Below are 16,440 nucleotides of genomic sequence, written 5' to 3'. Positions count from 1 at the left end.
GGCCCCAGATGCTCCTCGCGATCGACGTCGGCAACTCGCACACGGTTCTCGGGCTCTTCGACGGCGAGACGCTCGTCGAACACTGGCGGGTCTCCACCGAGGCGCGGCGCACGGCCGACGAGTGGGCGGTGGTCCTGCACGGCCTCATCGGGGGCAGTTCCCTCATCGGCAGCGGCCAGGTCAACGGGATCTCGCTGTGCTGCTCGGTGCCCAACGTCCAGCACGAGATGCGGGAGATGTTCCGCCGCCACTTCGGCGACGTGCCCGCCGTCATCGTCGAGCCGGGGGTGAAGACCGGCGTCCCCGTCCGCATGGACAACCCCAAGGAGGTCGGCAGCGACCGCATCGTCAACGCGCTCGCGGCGGTGCAGCAGTACGGCGGTCCGGCGGTCGTGGTGGACTTCGGGACCGCGACCACCTTCGACGCCGTCAGCGCCAAGGGCGAGTACGTGGGCGGGGCGATCGCGCCCGGCATCGACATCTCGGTGGAGGCGCTGTCGCGCCGCGGCGCCCAACTGCACATGGTGGAGCTGGTCAAGCCGCGTTCGGTCGTCGCCAAGAACACCACCGAGGCGCTGCGCTCGGGCATCGTCTACGGCTTCGCCGGCCAGGTGGACGGCATCGTGGACCGCATGGCCCAGGAGCTCACCGACGATGTGGACGACGTGACGGTGGTGGCCACCGGCGGCCTGGCGCCGATGGTGGTCGACGAGTGCGAGACGGTCGACGCGCACGAGCCCTGGCTCACCCTCATCGGCCTGCGCCTGGTCTACGAGCGCAACTCCTGAGCGCGCCGGGCCCGGGGCACTGCGTCGGGGACACCCGGATGCGGCCGATAGGATTCACACCGTGAGCGAAGGACTGGACGAATCGTACGACGACCTGCCCGAACAGATGCGGGTCCGGCGCGAGAAGCTGGACCGCCTGCGCGCGGAGGGCATCGACCCCTTCCCGCTCGGGTTCCCCCGGACAGCCTCGATCGGCCCGGTCAGGGAGAAACACGGGGAGCTCGCGCCCGATTCGGCCACCGGCGAGCGCGTCGGCATCGCCGGGCGCGTCATGCTCTACCGCACCGGCGGCAAGCTCTGCTTCGCGACCCTGCGCGACGCCACCGGCGACCTGCAGATCATGCTGTCGCTGGACAAGCTCGGCCCCGACTCGCTGGCGGCGTGGAAGAGCGACATCGACCTCGGCGATCACGTCGGCGTCGAGGGCGAGGTCATCACGTCGCGCCGCGGTGAGCTGTCGGTGATGGTCGACTCCTGGAAGTTGACGGCCAAGTGCCTGCGGCCGCTGCCGGAGAAGCACAAGGGCCTCACCGACCCCGAGGCACGGGTCCGCCGGCGCTACGTCGACTTGATCGTCAACCCCGAGATCCGCCAGATGGTGGGCAGCCGGTCGGCGGCCATCCGCGCGCTGCGCGACGGCCTCAACGGCCGCGGCTACACCGAGGTCGAGACCCCGATGCTGCAGCCGGTGCACGGGGGCGCGACCGCGCGGCCCTTCACCACGCACATCAACGCCTACGACCTCGACCTGTACCTGCGCATCGCTCCCGAGCTGTACCTGAAGCGGCTCGTGGTGGGCGGCATGGAGAAGGTCTTCGAGATCAACCGGAACTTCCGCAACGAGGGCGCGGACTCCACGCACAACCCCGAGTTCACGATGCTGGAGTTCTACCAGGCCTACGCCGACTACGACGTGATGGCCGGGCTTACCCGCGGCCTGCTGCAGGAGGCGGTGCACGCGGCCTTCGGCACCACCCTCGTCGAGCGCGACGGCCGGGAGTACGACCTCAGTGGCGAGTGGCCGTCCGTGCGCCTCTACGACGCGGTCTCCGAGGCGGTCGGCGAGGAGGTCACCCCGCGCACGCCGCTGGAGTCGGTGCGCAAGGTCGCCGACACCCGCGAGGTGGAGTGGAGCCCGGAGTGGGGCCAGGGCAAACTGGTCGAGCACCTCTTCGAGGAGCTGGTCGAGCACACCCTGCAGCAGCCCACCTTCGTGCGAGACTTCCCCGTCGAGACCAGTCCGCTGACGCGCCAGCACCGCGACGACCCGCTGCTCACCGAGAAGTGGGACCTCATCGGGTTCGGGATGGAGCTGGGCACCGGCTACTCCGAGCTGGTCGACCCCGTCGAGCAGCGCCGGCGGCTGACAGAGCAGTCGCTGATGGCCGCGGGCGGTGACCCCGAGGCGATGCAGCTCGACGAGGACTTCCTGCGGGCGCTGGAGTACGGTATGCCGCCCACGGGAGGCGTCGGCGTGGGTGTCGACCGGTTGCTCATGGCGCTTACCGGGCGCAACATCCGCGAGACCATCCTCTTCCCGCTCGTCAAGCCGGAGTGAGGGGTCGGCGCCCGGCGCCTCGCCGGGCGCCGACCGAGCCGATCTCGTTGCGGGATCGTGATGTTCGCCGATTCCGTGTATTCGCAGGTCACAGCCACTGTATGGCAGGTCACGCAGCGGATCCCGCGCGCCCGGCCCAGGGGGTGGCCCGAGGTGGCCCCCGAAGGTTCTTTTCGCAGGTCAGTCTCTTGTGCGAGGTTTTCTCACCCGCATCTACCGTGACCAGTCATGATCGTAATGTCACACATCGTAGTCAATTCGACCTTGACGGGCAGTTGGGATCCGCCTAGCGTTTCGAGGCAAGCGGAGTATTCCTCCGCGGGTTTGCCGTAGTGGATCGGCATGACGGTGAGTGAGGGTGGCTGGGCACGGTTCCACCGGGTCCGTCCATCCTTGGCCGTGTGCGCCCACGCGCGATCTGTCCGTCCCAGATCGCGCCGACCGGGACCGCGCGCCCCCCGCTCGCCGGGCGTGCGCCTCTGTGCCAGAGAGGCGCCTCGCACCGGGGCAGAGGGGTGGGTACCGGGGAACGTCGGCGTACGTGTGCCCAGAGGCAGCGTGCCTCCGGCCGTCGCAGGACCTCTGCGGTGACGAGTTGATGTTCCGCACTCACCACGGATGAGGGAGGACGGAGTGGAACAGGCCACACTCGTACGTCGTGCAGCGAACGAGCCCGGTGCCCCGCTGATGCGCGAAAGCATCGTGCCGGCGCCCGTACCGGTCCCCGAGGGTGGAAAGCACCTTCCGGTCAGTCTGAGCGACGACGAACTCCAATTGCTCGCCGAGATCGCCACCGGTGTGACGACCGACGTCGCCGCACGCCGCCTGGAGCTGAGCGCGCGCACACTGCGGCGCCGCCTCCGCGGCATCTGCGACGAGCTGGGAGTCAACACCCCCATCGAGGCGGTCGTCTGGGCTGCCCGCAAGCAGTTGATCTAGCCCGAAGAACCGATCCCCCGACTGCTCGATCCGGCTGAACGAACCCCTGAAACACCCGGTTCCGCGGTGGCGCGCCGCCCTGTTCTCCCCCGGACGGGGCGGTGGCCCCGCTTCGTCGCCGTGCGGCGCTGCGGACGAGTAACCTGATGCGGTTATGGCCGCCACCCAGGTAACCGTCCGCCGCGCCCGCACCCGCGACGTCGCCCACATCCGGCGCCTCGTCGACTCCTTCAGTGGCGAGCGCCGCGTACTCGGCAAGAGCACCGTCAACCTCTACGAGGACGTGCAGGAGTTCTGCGTCGCCGAGTGGGGCGAGCCCTTCGAACGCAGTGTGATCGGCTGCGGTGCGCTGCACGTCCTCTGGGAGGACCTGGCCGAGGTCCGCACCGTCGTCGTCGATCCCGCCGCACAGGGCCGCGGCGTGGGCCACGCCGTCGTCTCCGCGCTGCTGGACCGCGCCCGCGAGTTGGGCGTGCGCCGCGTCTTCTGCCTGACCTTCGAGACCGAGTTCTTCGCCCGTCACGGCTTCCAGCCGATCCAGGGCGCGCCCGTCTCCGCACGGGTCTACGAGGAGCTGCTGCGCTCCTACGACGAAGGCGTGGCCGAGTTCCTGGACCTGGAGCGGGTGAAGCCCAACACCCTGGGCAACACCCGCATGCTGGTGTACCTCGACGAGCCCGGCACTCCGCGTACGCACTGACGCCGGAGGGGCACCACCCAGCGTGGGGCGGAACCCCCGACTTCGGCTGGGGGAGGAGGTCAAAGCAGCCGCATCTGGCGGTCCCGGGGCCGCTTGCGCGCCGCCGACTCCTCGTCGACCGGCATGGTCAAGCCCGCGTCGATCGCGTCCAGGAACGCCGAAGGCGCGGTGTCGGCGGCCGCACCGCGCCGTGTGCGACGCCGCGCCCGCGACAGGTAGAGCCGGTGCTGGGCCCGGGTCAGGCCGACGAAGAACAGTCGGCGCTCCTCGGCCTCGGCGCCGCCGTCGGGGGCCGCGCCGGGCAGCCGGAAGGGCAGCAGTCCGTCGTCGCAGCCCACCAGGAACACCACCGGGAACTCCAGGCCCTTGGCCGCGTGCAGCGTCAGCAGCGCGACGCGGTCGGCGCGCGGGTCGAGGGCGTCGACCTCGGCGCCCATGGCCAGCGCCGACAGGAACTCCGCCAGGTCCGCGCCGCACTCGGCGGCCAGCGGCAGCACCAGTTCACCCGCGGTGCGCAGGTCGGCGCATCTCTCCTCGTCGGCGGAGTGGCGCTCGCACAGCAGCTCCACCGCCGAGCGGACGCGCTCGGGGAGCGGCCCCTGCGCGTGGTGCACCAGCTCGTCGGCGAGCATCCGCACCCCGGGCCGCGCCAGCAGGCGGTCGTGCGAGCGCTTCTGGTAGGGGACGCCGGCGGTGTTGAACGCCCGCATGACGGCCTCGCTCTGCGCGTCGGTGCGGTAGAGCACGCAGAAGTCGCTGAAGGAGAGGCCGCCGTCGCCGTCGCCGGTGACCCGGCCGCTGTCCAGCGAGTGCCAGGACGTCCCGCCCAGCAGCCGGTCGACCGAGCGGGCCACGAACGCGGCCTCGGCCCGTTCGTCGGCGGCGACGTGCATACCGATGCGCGGCGGGTCCGTGAAGTCGCCGACGGCCCGCAGTTCGCGTCCGGGCACCAGGGAGGCCGGTGCGATCGCCTGCACGGCCGCGTCCACGATGGCGGCGTTGGAGCGGTAGTTGCGGCTCAGCCGGACGGTGGCGGCGTCCGTGAAGTCGGTGGTGAAGCGCAGGAAGAAGCCGACGTCGGCACCGCGGAACCCGTAGACGGCCTGATCGGGGTCGCCGATGGCGGTGATGTCGCCGTCCGGGCCGGTCAGCAGGCGCAGCAGCGCGTACTGCCACTCGTCCACGTCCTGGTACTCGTCGACGCTGATGCGGCTCCAGCGCTCCCGGTAGGCGGCGGCCAGTTCGTCGTCGGCCTCCAGCAGGCGCACCGGCAGCGAGACGAGGTCGGCGAAATCCACCAGGTCGAGTTCGCGCAGTCGGCGCTCGTAGCCGGCGTCCTCCTCGGCCGGTTCGCCGGCGTCGCGGCGTGCCAGCAGCCGCTTGCCCTCCTGCTCGGAGCCCGCGGCCGCGGCGGCGACCTCCAGCTGCCGGGCGGTGTCGGCGATGCCGAAGCCGGGGGAGAGTCCCGCCCGCTCGTGCTGCTCGCGCAGGATGAGCAGACCGAGGCGGTGGAAGGTGGCGACTGTGATGCCGCCCGCGGCCTCGCCCAGCAGGCCGCCGAGGCGCTCGGTCAGCTCTTCGGCGGCGCGCCGGGTGAAGGTGATCGCCAGGAAGCTCGCGGCGGGAACACCGCAATCGGCGACGAGATGCGCGATGCGCCGGGTCAGCGTGCGGGTCTTGCCGGTACCCGGACCGGCCACCACCAGCAGCGGGCCGGCGGGGGCCGCCGCGGCGGCGCGCTGTTCGGGGTCGAGTCCGTCGAGCACGCTTCGAGCGACAGGCGGGGCGGGGGTGTCCGCGTCGTCGGCGAACAGCACAGGGGAATCCGGGGCTTTCGTCCCTTGCGCGGCCGCGGGCCGTGCTCCGGAGGGCGCTGAGACGGCCGCTGCGGGCTCCCCGGCGGGTACAGCGGAGGCCATGGCCGGTTCCGGTACCTCGCCGGGGCGGAGAGCGGCTGTGCGCGCTTCGGCCTCGCCGTCGTCGGCGCCGCCGGCCTGACCGTGGTCCGGGTGTCCGTTCCCCGGCGCGTCGCCTTGTGCGTCGCCCGCACCGGCCGTGCCCGGCTCGGCCCCGGCGCCGTCCGAGCCGGCGCGCGGCGGGCGTGGGCCGCGGCCGGTCCGTGCCGTCCGCCCGGGGGCCGGGCCCGGCGCCGCGGAGGGCGACGCCAGCTCGCCGGCATCGAAGAGGGCGGGCGCGGAACCGGCGGAGGTCGGCTCGCCGGGACGGAACATGCGGATGGTGCCGTACTCGCCGTCGTAGCCGCCCTCGCGTACGACGGCTCCGGCGCGCAGCCGGGTGACGGCCTCGCCCAGCAGGGTGCCGCCGACCCGGGCGACCTCGTCGGTCGGCGCGGAGGTCAGGATGTCCAGTTCCGAGCCGAGTTCGCCCACCAACCGGGCCACCTCGCCCTGCACCCGCTTGCTCTTGGGGCCGACGCCGACGATCTCGCTGACGACCTCGGGCAGGGGCACCAGGCTGGTGAATCCCGCGGCGCCGACGGGGCGGTGGCCGAGGGGGCGGTCGGCGAGTTCGTGGACGCGGTGGGAGACTCCCACGGTCAGCGGCTTGGCGCACACGGGGCAGCGGCCGCCGTGTTCGCGGGTGGTGTGGGGCTCCATCCGCACGCCGCATTTGCGGTGCCCGTCGAGGTGGTACTTGCCTTCTTCGGGGAAGAACTCGACGGTCCCGCGGAATCCGTCGCCGGTCTGCAGAGCCCGGCGGATGGCATGGTAATCCAGAGCGGTGTCGAAGCGCGTCGCCTCCCGGGCGAGCATCGGCGGCGAGTGCGCGTCGGAATTGCTGACCTGGGTGTAGGCGTCCAGCGACGACACCGTCCAGTTCATCTCCGGGTCGCTGGAGAGCCCCGTCTCGACCGCGAAGATGTGCTCGGCGAGGTCGGCATAGCAGTCGGCGACGGCGTCGAAACCGGATTTCGATCCGAGAACGGCGAACCACGGCGTCCACACGTGGGCGGGGACGAGATAGCTGCCCGGGTCGCTGGCCAGGGTGATCTCCAGCAGGTCGCGCGAATCCAGCCCCAGGATGGGACGCCCGTCGGAGGCGAGATTGCCGATGCGGGCCAAATCGGCGGTGATGGTCTCGGCCGCCTCCATGGTGGGCGCGTAGAGCAAATGGTGCACCTTTCGGGTCCGTTCGCCCCGTTTGTAGATGGTGGAGATCTCCACGCTCAGCATGAACCGCGACGGATTCCGGCACGCGGGCGGCAGAGTGCGCAGCACCTCGGCCTCGATATCGGGAGCCAGGCGGAACAGACCGGGCTCCGCGGGCACCAGTTTGCTGCGCAACTGCTCGCGCCAGGCGGGGTGAGTGAAATCACCGGTACCGACTACCGCAATACCCTTGCGGGCCGCCCACCACGCCAGATGCTCCAGGTCGCAATCTTTGCTGCAGGCCCGCGAGTACTTGGAGTGGATATGCAGATCTGCGTGGAACTCCACGGTGAGGTCCTCCCAATGCCCACGGTGACCGGGCTGCGCGCGGAGAACGCGCGTAAGTCGCGTCCGCTCTCGCCGGCCGATGTCGGACTCGCCCGAGTCGGGCTGCCACGATCCCACAACTTGCCCGCGCCTTCGACGCCAATGCGGACCGCGGCGGGCGGGGCGGATACGATCAGGTAACAGGTAATGTGTGCAATGTGGGGCGGATCCCGGCTGAGCGCCGCAAGGGCTTCTCGGGATCGGCTCCCTCGGACTGTGGGTACCGAACTATATATTCCCGGTCTCCCCAGTGGATCGAAATGGTTGCAGCCGGCTCTGCAGCGGGGTTCGGCGGAGCCGCCGGCGAACCCGGAACCCCTTATATGACGGGCTTTCGGGGTTGTCCTAAAGCCATCCGCGGGGTCGGGTTCGAACGGGTGCGCGGGGTGTCTATGATGACGGAGTCCGCGGCCGTTGTATGAGCGGGCGCGTCGACCGGTCGGTCGGCCGAGCGGGCGGCGTCCCTCAGTGGGGTAATTGCTGCATAAAGTAACAACAAGGAAGGGGTGCAGGCTCGATGGGTGACGTTTTGTCGGCGCTGCTGCCCCCTGCTGTTGTCGCGGCGGTCTTCTGCACGTTCGTGGTCAAGCTGCTCCGCAAGGAGATGGCGCCCAGAACGTCGGACGGGCGACTTGTCAGCGAGGCGGACCCGGCTTCGCGGTGCGCATCCGCGGACACCGCGGCGGCCGCCGGGCCGGAGGCGGACAGCGCTGCCGGCGATGACGGGGCAAAGGGGGCCGGCGCTTCCGGCGCGGAACTCCGCGGTGACGCAGCGGATCAGCGCGACCGCTAACCGGCAGCACTCGGGAAAGGGGCGGAGCATCCCCCGTGTGAACGGCTTCGGCGGACCGGGCATCGGGCCGCGGGGCCGTATCGGCCGCCGGGCCGGGATTTGCTCTGCTCGGGCGGCCGCGGCATAGGCCGCGCGAGTTTTCCTCCGCGCGGAGAATTGTCTTTTGCGTTCCCCCCGGATAGCTTTATATTCAGGTGCCATCGCACCGCTCTGCTGGAAAGGTTCTATCAATGGCACAAAAGGTTCAGGTGCTTCTCGTCGACGATCTGGACGGGGGCGAGGCCGAGGAGACCGTTTCGTTCGGGGTTGACGGTTCCGCCTACGAAATCGACCTCAGCGGCGGCAACGCCACCAAGCTGCGCGAGGCTCTCGCCCCCTATGTCGAGGCCGCCCGCAAGGCCCCGTCCAAGAGCGGCGGGCGCGGAGGCAAGCGCCAGCAGCGCAACGCCCCCAGTCGCGAGCGCAGCGCCGAGATCCGGGCGTGGGCCAAGGCCGCCGGAAAGCAGGTCAACGAGCGCGGTCGCATCCCGGCCGCCATCGTCGCCGAGTACGAGGCGGCCCAGCGCTGAGACCCGCCGATCGGCGTCGGCCTGCGAGTGGCGGTTGCGCGGACCTCTTGCGGACCCGGGAGACCCGCGCAAGGCCATTACCTGCCGGGCCGGTCGGCGGAGCCCCCGTGTTCGCTGAGAGCAAATCCGCGCGCGAATGCGCGTTCACGGCCCGTGTGTCCTCGATATACCGAGGTGCACGGGCCGTTCGCTTGCGGCGTAGTCGGAACACTGAGCCCCCGATAGGTAGTTGGATGAGGATGAACGCCCTATCGTCGGGGAAAGTCTCTGGCACGGGAGGTAGGACCCTTCCTTCCGTGCCGGATGTGTTCGTCGAGCGCGCCGGAACGTCGGCCGCTCGGCGGACGGGTGCGGCAGCGCCTCCACGGGGCTTCCCCCGAGGGGCCGAAATGCGGAAAGCGAGGGTCGGAACTTCCGTCCCTGCCTGACCGCTCTGTGAGGAGCGACGAGACATGTTCGAGAGGTTTACCGACCGCGCACGGCGCGTGGTGGTCCTGGCCCAGGAAGAGGCCAGGATGCTCAACCACAACTACATTGGTACAGAGCACATCCTGCTCGGCCTCATCCACGAGGGTGAGGGCGTCGCTGCGAAGGCTCTGGAGAGCCTGGGAATCAGCCTCGAAGCGGTTCGGCAGCAGGTAGAGGAGATCATCGGCCAGGGCCAGCAGGCCCCCTCCGGCCACATCCCCTTTACCCCCCGCGCGAAGAAGGTCCTGGAGCTCTCCCTCAGGGAAGCCCTGCAGCTCGGGCACAACTACATCGGTACGGAGCACATCCTGCTCGGCCTCATCCGCGAGGGTGAGGGCGTGGCCGCCCAGGTGCTGGTCAAGCTCGGCGCCGACCTCAACCGGGTGCGCCAGCAGGTCATCCAGCTCCTGCACGGCTACCAGGGCAAGGAGCCCCAGGCCACGGGTGCCTCTTCGGAGTCCACCCCCTCCACCTCCCTGGTGCTGGACCAGTTCGGGCGCAACCTCACCCAGGCGGCGCGCGAGAGCAACCTGGATCCGGTCATAGGGCGGGACCAGGAGATCGATCGCGTGATGCAGGTGCTGTCGCGGCGCACCAAGAACAACCCGGTGCTCATCGGTGAGCCCGGTGTCGGCAAGACCGCCGTCGTCGAGGGGCTGGCCCTGAAGATCGTCAAGGGGGAGATCCCCGAGACGCTCAAGGACAAGCAGCTCTACACGCTCGACCTCGGCGCGCTGGTGGCCGGCAGCCGCTACCGCGGTGACTTCGAGGAACGCCTGAAGAAGGTCCTCAAGGAGATCCGCACCCGCGGCGACATCATCCTGTTCATCGACGAGCTGCACACCCTGGTCGGCGCGGGAGCCGCTGAAGGCGCGATAGACGCCGCCTCCATCCTCAAGCCCATGCTCGCCCGCGGCGAGCTGCAGACCATCGGTGCCACCACGCTCGACGAGTACCGCAAGCACCTGGAGAAGGACGCGGCGCTGGAGCGGCGCTTCCAGCCGATCCAGGTCGACGAGCCCAGCATCTCCCACACCATCGACATCCTGAAGGGCCTGCGGGACCGCTACGAGGCCCACCACCGGGTCTCGATCACCGACAGTGCCCTGGTGGCGTCGGCCCAGCTGGCCGACCGCTACATCAGCGACCGCTTCCTGCCGGACAAGGCGATCGACCTCATCGACGAGGCCGGCTCGCGGATGCGCATCCGCCGCATGACCGCGCCGCCGGACCTGCGTGAGTTCGACGAGAAGATCGCCGACGTCCGCCGCGACAAGGAGTCGGCGATCGACGCCCAGGACTTCGAGAAGGCGGCGTCGCTGCGCGATGACGAGAAGGGCCTGCTGAACCAGAAGGCCCAGCGGGAGAAGGAGTGGAAGGCCGGCGACATGGACACGGTCGCCGAGGTGGGCGAGGAGCTCATCGCCGAGGTCCTGGCCACCGCCACCGGCATCCCGGTCTTCCGGCTTACCGAGGAGGAGTCCTCCAGGCTGCTGCGCATGGAGGAGGAGCTGCACAAGCGGGTCATCGGCCAGGAGGACGCCATCAGGGCGCTCTCGCAGGCCATCCGGCGCACCCGCGCCGGGCTGAAGGACCCCAAGCGTCCCGGTGGTTCGTTCATCTTCGCCGGTCCCTCCGGTGTGGGTAAGACCGAGCTGTCGAAGACGCTCGCGGAGTTCCTCTTCGGCGACGAGGAAGCGCTGATCCAGCTCGACATGAGCGAGTTCATGGAGAAGCACACCGTCTCGCGGCTGTTCGGCTCGCCTCCCGGCTACGTCGGCTACGAGGAGGGCGGCCAGCTCACCGAGAAGGTGCGTCGCAAGCCGTTCTCGGTCATCCTCTTCGACGAGATCGAGAAGGCCCACAACGACATCTTCAACTCGCTCCTGCAAGTTCTGGAGGAGGGGCGCCTCACCGACGCCCAGGGCCGCAACGTCGACTTCAAGAACACCGTCATCATCATGACGACGAACCTGGGGACACGCGACATCTCCAAGGGTGCGGCCATGGGCTTCGCCAAGGAGGACGACGCCCAGACGAACTACGACCGGATGAAGGCCAAGGTCCAGGAAGAGCTCAAGCAGAACTTCCGGCCCGAGTTCCTCAACCGCGTCGACGACGTCATCGTCTTCCACCAGCTCACCGAGGAGGAGATCCTCAGCATCGTCGACCTGATGGTCAGCGCCCTCGACGAGCGGCTCAAGGACCGCGACATGGGTCTGGAGCTGCGGTCGGCGGCCAAGAAGATGCTGGCCTCGCGCGGGTACGACCCCGTGCTGGGCGCCCGGCCGCTGCGTCGGACGATCCAGCGCGAGATCGAGGACGCCCTGTCGGAGAAGATCCTCTTCGGGCACGTCAAGCCCGGCCAGATCGTGGTGATCGACGCAGAGGGCGAGGGGACCGACGGGAAGTTCACCTTCCAGGGTGTGCCCAAGCCCGATGCCGTCCCGGACGCTCCCGCGGTGCAGGAGACCGCGGCGGGCACGGGCGAGTAACCGCCTGAGCGCGGCGCCGCCGCGCGATCGGCAGAGGGGGAGCGGTCCTGCGGGGCCGCTCCCCCTAGTATTTCGTCAACCCGGGCGCCCGAGCCCCGCCGAGTCTTACTCCAGGGACACTTTCGGCGTCGAGACTGTCCCTGGAGCCAGGCTCGGCGCGCCGTCGGGCGCCCAACCGTCCGTGTCCTGCGCCGTCAGCTCGGCAGTGCGTAGGTGCCGTCCTCCAACGGGTCCACCAGGCCGTCGGCCACCAGTGCATCCAGCGCCCGCTCGCGCTGCACGGGCTCCTGCCAGACCACGTCCAGCGCCGACTTGGGCACCGGCGCCGGCGACTCGCGCAGCACGGCCAGCAGGCGGCCGCGGACTTGGCGGTCGGTTCCGGCGTAGGTCTGGCCGCGCCGCGGCGGTCCCTCGTATGCGGGCTTGCCGGCCAGCCGCCAGGCGCACTGCGCGGCGATCGGGCAGTCGGCGCAGGCCGGGGAGCGGGCCGTGCACACCAGCGCTCCCAGTTCCATCACCGCCACCGCCCAGCGGGCGGCCACGGCGGCGTCCGGCGGCACCAGCGACTCCGCCAGCGCCGTCTCGGCCTTCGTCTGGGCCTTGGGCGGGTACTGCACGCCGGTGTGCGCGCGTGCGAGCACCCGCCGCACGTTCGTGTCGAGCACCGCGTGGCGCCGGCCGAAAGCGAAGCTGGCGACCGCGGCAGCGGTGTAGGAACCGACCCCGGGCAGCGCGAGCAGGTCGGCGTGGGCGGCGGGGACCTCGCCGCCGTGCCGCTCGACGATGGCGCAAGCGGCGGCGTGCAGATTGAGGGCGCGGCGCGGATAGCCCAGGCGGTTCCACATCCGCACCGCCTCGCCCGAGGGCTCCTCGGCGAGGTGGGCCGGGGTCGGCCAGCGCTCCAGCCACGCCTCCCAGGCGGGCAGCACCCGCACGACGGGGGTCTGCTGCAGCATGATCTCGCTGACCAGGATCGACCAGGGGGTGGCGTCGTCCCGCCGCCAGGGCAGGTCGCGGGCGTTGGTCTCATACCACGCCAGAACGGCTGTGCTGTAAGGGTTGTCGAACATGTCAATCGATGTGCGGATCGGCGGGTTGAGTAGGTGTGGCGCCCGGAAACCCGGAATACTGCGCCTATGGCGTCAAGTGCTGGACAACCGGGGCCGGTGAGTCCCGAGACATATTGGAGAAGGCGTGTCTTCGTGCTGGTGGGTCTCTTCGTCGTCGTGGCGCTGATCACCTACGCGTGCACGCGGTCGTCGTCCTCCGACGACGGCGGCGGCCAGGCCACCGGCACCACCACTCCGAGCCCGACGCCCGAGGCGTCGTCGACGCCCAGTGTCTCACCCCCCGCCTCCCCGAGCGCCTCCCCCAACCCCTCCGCCAGTGCCGGCCAGGACGCCGCGGGCGGCTCCGGTCAGGGGGGCGGCTCCCAAGGAGGGGGCTCCGGCGACACGGGCGACTCCGGCGACGAGTCGGGCGGCGGTTCCGAAGACGGCTCCGGCGGAGGTGCGGGCGGTTCGGACGGAATCGCAGCGCCGAAGAGCCCCGACGACCCCTGCCGACCCTCCGACGTGGTGGTGACCCTCAAGGCGAACAAGAGCGACTACGACTGGAACGACAAGCCTAAGTTCGAAGTGACCCTGGTCAACACGGAGGACCAGACCTGCACCGTGGACGTGGGCCCTAAGCGGCTGGAGATCCGCATCACCTCCGGAGACGACCGGATCTTCTCCACCGCGGACTGCGTCGAGGGCCGGGCGGTCGACAAGCAGAAACTGGAGCGCGGGGTCCCCTTCACCAAGAAGGTGACCTGGGACCGCATGCGTTCCTGGGAGGACTGCCGCGACCGGAGGGTCAAGGCCAAGCGGCCCGGTACCTACGTGGCGCGCCTGCACAGCGACTACGACCAGGGAGCCGAACCGCAGGTGTTCCGGCTGAACTGACATCCGCCCGCGTCCCGCACGGCGCCGACCGGGCCGGCCCGGTCGGCGCCGTGTTCGTTCGAGCGGCCCCCGCGGGGGCGGGCACGCGCAGCCGGTGCGGGAATCACCCTGGCTGCGGCGCCGGAAACGCCGTCCGCAGCGCCTGTCCGAGGTCGTCGACGCCGACGATTTCGATTCCCTCGATCGGTTCCTCGCTGTGCCGGGGCACGATGGCGCGGGTGAACCCGAGCCGCTGGGCCTCGACCAGGCGCCGCTGCACCCCGGTGACGGCCCGCACGTCGCCGGCCAGCCCGACCTCGCCGAGGGCGACCAGGCCCCGCGGCAGCGCCTCGTCGCGCACCGAGCCCGCCACCGCCAGTGCCAGCGCGAGGTCGACCGAGGGCTCGCCCAGCCGCACCCCGCCGACGGTGGAGGCGTAGACGTCGGAGTTGGCGATGCGCACCCGCGCGCGGCGCTCCAGCACCGCCATCACCACGTTCACGCGGGCGCTGTCGAGGCCGGAGTTGGCGCGGCGCGGCTGGGGCAGGTTGGAGGAGGCCACCAGCGCCTGGACCTCGGCGATCAGCGGGCGGCGGCCTTCGAGGGTGACGGTGACGCAGGTGCCCGGAACGGGCTCGTTGCGGCGGGTGAGGAACAGGCCGCTGGGGTCCGGCAGCCCGAGGATGCCGGAGTCGGTGAGTTCGAAGCAGCCGATCTCGTCGGTGGGGCCGTAGCGGTTCTTTATCGCGCGTAGCATACGCAGCTGGGAGTGGCGGTCGCCCTCGAACTGGAGGACGACGTCGACCAGGTGTTCCAGCAGCCGGGGCCCGGCGATGGAGCCGTCCTTGGTGACGTGGCCGACCAGCACCGTGGCGATGCCGCGCTCCTTGCCCAGCCGAATCAGCGCACCGGCGACCTCGCGGACCTGGGAGACCCCGCCGGGCACGCCCGCGACGTCGGGGGAGCTCATGGTCTGCACCGAATCGACGATCAGCAGCGAGGGAGACATCGCGTCGACGTGGCTGACCACAGCGGCCACCGAGGTCTCGGCCGCCAGGAACAGCTTGGGCGACAGCGCCCCCAGCCGCTCGGCGCGCAGCCGCACCTGGCCGGTGGACTCCTCGCCGGTGACGTAGAGGACCGGCCCGGAGTCGGCGCACAGCGCCGCGACCTCCAGCAGCAGCGTGGACTTGCCGACGCCGGGTTCGCCGGCGAGCAGCATGACGCCACCGGGCACGACGCCGCCGCCCAGGACGCGGTCGAGCTCGTCGAGGCCGGTGGGGGAGGCGTGGGCGGACTCGACGCTGATTTCGGTGATGGGCCGCGCGGGAGCGGTGACCCGGGCCGGGGCGATGACGGTGGAGGTGGGCGCGCCGGCCTCCTCGACGGTGCCCCACGCCTGGCATTCACCGCAGCGCCCGACCCACTTGAGGGTGGTCCAGCCGCATTCACTGCAGCGGAAGGTGGTCTTCGCAGCCTTGGCCATGGCTGCACCGTAGCGGCTGCCGACGACAATGCGGACCCGTCCGGGCGCGGCCTGTGGAAACCCGCCGCGAGGAGCGCTACGTTCGGTTATCGTCAAGACGCCAGCGGTGATTGGCCGATTGCGGTCGGCGGCGTTGACCCGATGCAAGGGCGCGGTGACATTCGGGTTCGGCACCCTCCGCGATCCCGCGGCCGACCGCCGCCGCTCGTCCGCATCCCGCGCCGCACTCCCGAGCCCCGCCCCGCACCCGCCACGACCAGGAGTGATACGTGTCCGCTGCCCGCACCGCCCGCCGCGGCGGCGCTCCCGCACTCGTTCTCGCGCTCGCCGGCGCGCTCGGCCTGAGCGGGGCCGGCGCCGCGAACGCCGACACCGAAACCGACACCAACACCGCCCGACCCGCGGCTGCGGGGCTCGGCCGGGAGTACGTCGCCCTCGGCGACTCCTTCACCGCCGGCCCCTTCATCCCCCCGCAGTACGGAGATCCCGCCCTGTGCCTGCGTTCGCGCAGCAACTACCCCAATCTGGTGGCCCGCACGCTGGACGCCGCCGAGTTCACCGACGCCAGCTGCATCGGAGCCGAGACCGAGGACATGACCTCGGCGCAGAACCTCGCACTGACCTCCAACCCGCCGCAGCTCGACTCCCTCACCCCCGACACCACCCTGGTCACCCTCGGCATCGGCGGCAACGACCTGGGCTACGCCGAGATCGCGCTCAAGTGCCTGGCGCTGGCGCCCACCGACCTCGACGGCGACCCCTGCCGGGACCACTACATCGACCAGGGCCGCGACGAGCTGCGTTCGCGCCTTCCCGGCGTGGGTGAGGACATCGGCGCGGTGCTCGACGGCATCCGCGAGCGCAGTCCCGATGCCACCGTCGCCGTGGTCGGCTACCTCGCGCTCCTGCCCGAGGACGACGGTTGCCTGCAGGCGCCCTACGCCGAGGGCGACATCACCTACCTCAACGGTCTCTACCGGGAGCTCAACGCGGTGATCGAGAAGGAGGCCGCAGACGCAGGCGCCGTGTTCGTCGACACCTCCGAGCCGGGCCACGACATGTGCGCGCCGCCCGGCGAGCGCTGGGTCGAGGGCATCTTCCCCAACCGCCCGGCGGCACCGATCCACCCCAACGCCGAGGGCATGGCAGCGATCGGCGACCGCGTGGCGGAGGCGCTGGGCGTCGAGGGGGTGCAGCGAGACAGTCCGCGGGTCTGACCCAT

12 protein-coding genes are annotated in these 16,440 nt (G+C 70.7%); 9 read left to right on the top strand and 3 right to left on the bottom strand.

The window, feature by feature from the left end:
- The first annotated feature begins 8 nt into the window (after nucleotides 1-8).
- The 4 genes from EKD16_RS21075 (at nucleotide 9) to EKD16_RS21060 (ending at nucleotide 3,985) form a co-directional block, all read left to right on the top strand.
- Entirely contained in the window at nucleotides 9-788 is a 780-nt protein-coding gene (locus tag EKD16_RS21075; protein ID WP_131100704.1) for a type III pantothenate kinase, read from the top strand.
- A 61-nt stretch (nucleotides 789-849) separates the two neighbouring features.
- Nucleotides 850-2,346: a bifunctional lysylphosphatidylglycerol synthetase/lysine--tRNA ligase LysX gene (lysX, locus tag EKD16_RS21070; protein ID WP_131100702.1), complete on the top strand. Its 1,497-nt coding sequence runs from the start codon at nucleotides 850-852 to the stop codon at nucleotides 2,344-2,346.
- Nucleotides 2,347-3,033: 687 nt separating this feature from the next.
- Nucleotides 3,034-3,285 (top strand): LuxR C-terminal-related transcriptional regulator, encoded by a 252-nt coding sequence (locus tag EKD16_RS21065; RefSeq protein WP_394347356.1) that lies wholly within the window; start codon nucleotides 3,034-3,036, stop codon nucleotides 3,283-3,285.
- A 154-nt stretch (nucleotides 3,286-3,439) separates the two neighbouring features.
- Nucleotides 3,440-3,985: an amino-acid N-acetyltransferase gene (locus tag EKD16_RS21060; protein WP_131100698.1), complete on the top strand. Its 546-nt coding sequence runs from the start codon at nucleotides 3,440-3,442 to the stop codon at nucleotides 3,983-3,985.
- A 59-nt stretch (nucleotides 3,986-4,044) separates the two neighbouring features.
- Here the strand turns inward: EKD16_RS21060 and EKD16_RS21055 are convergent, their stop codons facing one another.
- Nucleotides 4,045-7,443, bottom strand: coding sequence for a UvrD-helicase domain-containing protein (locus EKD16_RS21055; protein ID WP_131100696.1), 3,399 nt, complete (start codon nucleotides 7,441-7,443; stop codon nucleotides 4,045-4,047).
- 556 nt (nucleotides 7,444-7,999) lie between these two features.
- Between EKD16_RS21055 and EKD16_RS21050 the strand changes: the two genes are divergently transcribed.
- From EKD16_RS21050 to EKD16_RS21040, 3 genes are all read left to right on the top strand, one after another.
- Entirely contained in the window at nucleotides 8,000-8,275 is a 276-nt protein-coding gene (locus EKD16_RS21050; protein ID WP_131100694.1) for a hypothetical protein, read from the top strand.
- A gap of 230 nt (nucleotides 8,276-8,505) precedes the next feature.
- The gene (locus EKD16_RS21045) at nucleotides 8,506-8,844 is read left to right on the top strand and encodes a histone-like nucleoid-structuring protein Lsr2 (RefSeq protein ID WP_131100692.1); all 339 of its coding nucleotides are present in this window, start codon (nucleotides 8,506-8,508) and stop codon (nucleotides 8,842-8,844) included.
- Nucleotides 8,845-9,296: 452 nt separating this feature from the next.
- Nucleotides 9,297-11,807: an ATP-dependent Clp protease ATP-binding subunit gene (locus tag EKD16_RS21040; protein WP_131100690.1), complete on the top strand. Its 2,511-nt coding sequence runs from the start codon at nucleotides 9,297-9,299 to the stop codon at nucleotides 11,805-11,807.
- A gap of 194 nt (nucleotides 11,808-12,001) precedes the next feature.
- Here EKD16_RS21040 and EKD16_RS21035 read toward each other — a convergent pair whose 3' ends face one another.
- Nucleotides 12,002-12,877, bottom strand: a complete 876-nt coding sequence (locus EKD16_RS21035; protein ID WP_131100688.1) for an HhH-GPD family protein — start codon at nucleotides 12,875-12,877, stop codon at nucleotides 12,002-12,004.
- Nucleotides 12,878-13,009: 132 nt separating this feature from the next.
- Here EKD16_RS21035 and EKD16_RS21030 point away from each other — a divergent pair, with 132 nt between their 5' ends.
- Complete coding sequence (locus EKD16_RS21030; protein WP_165498626.1) at nucleotides 13,010-13,753, top strand: hypothetical protein; 744 nt, start codon at nucleotides 13,010-13,012, stop codon at nucleotides 13,751-13,753.
- A 103-nt stretch (nucleotides 13,754-13,856) separates the two neighbouring features.
- Here EKD16_RS21030 and radA read toward each other — a convergent pair whose 3' ends face one another.
- Nucleotides 13,857-15,218: a DNA repair protein RadA gene (gene radA, locus EKD16_RS21025; RefSeq protein ID WP_131100686.1), complete on the bottom strand. Its 1,362-nt coding sequence runs from the start codon at nucleotides 15,216-15,218 to the stop codon at nucleotides 13,857-13,859.
- A gap of 269 nt (nucleotides 15,219-15,487) precedes the next feature.
- On the opposite strand from radA, the gene EKD16_RS21020 reads away from it, so the two are divergent.
- The gene (locus tag EKD16_RS21020) at nucleotides 15,488-16,435 is read left to right on the top strand and encodes an SGNH/GDSL hydrolase family protein (RefSeq protein ID WP_131100684.1); all 948 of its coding nucleotides are present in this window, start codon (nucleotides 15,488-15,490) and stop codon (nucleotides 16,433-16,435) included.
- Nucleotides 16,436-16,440 lie beyond the last annotated feature (5 nt).

Source organism: Streptomonospora litoralis, assembly GCF_004323735.1.
GTDB lineage: Bacteria > Actinomycetota > Actinomycetes > Streptosporangiales > Streptosporangiaceae > Streptomonospora > Streptomonospora litoralis.
Note: the sequence above shows the minus strand (reverse complement) of the source record. Positions and strands in the feature narration are given on the sequence as shown.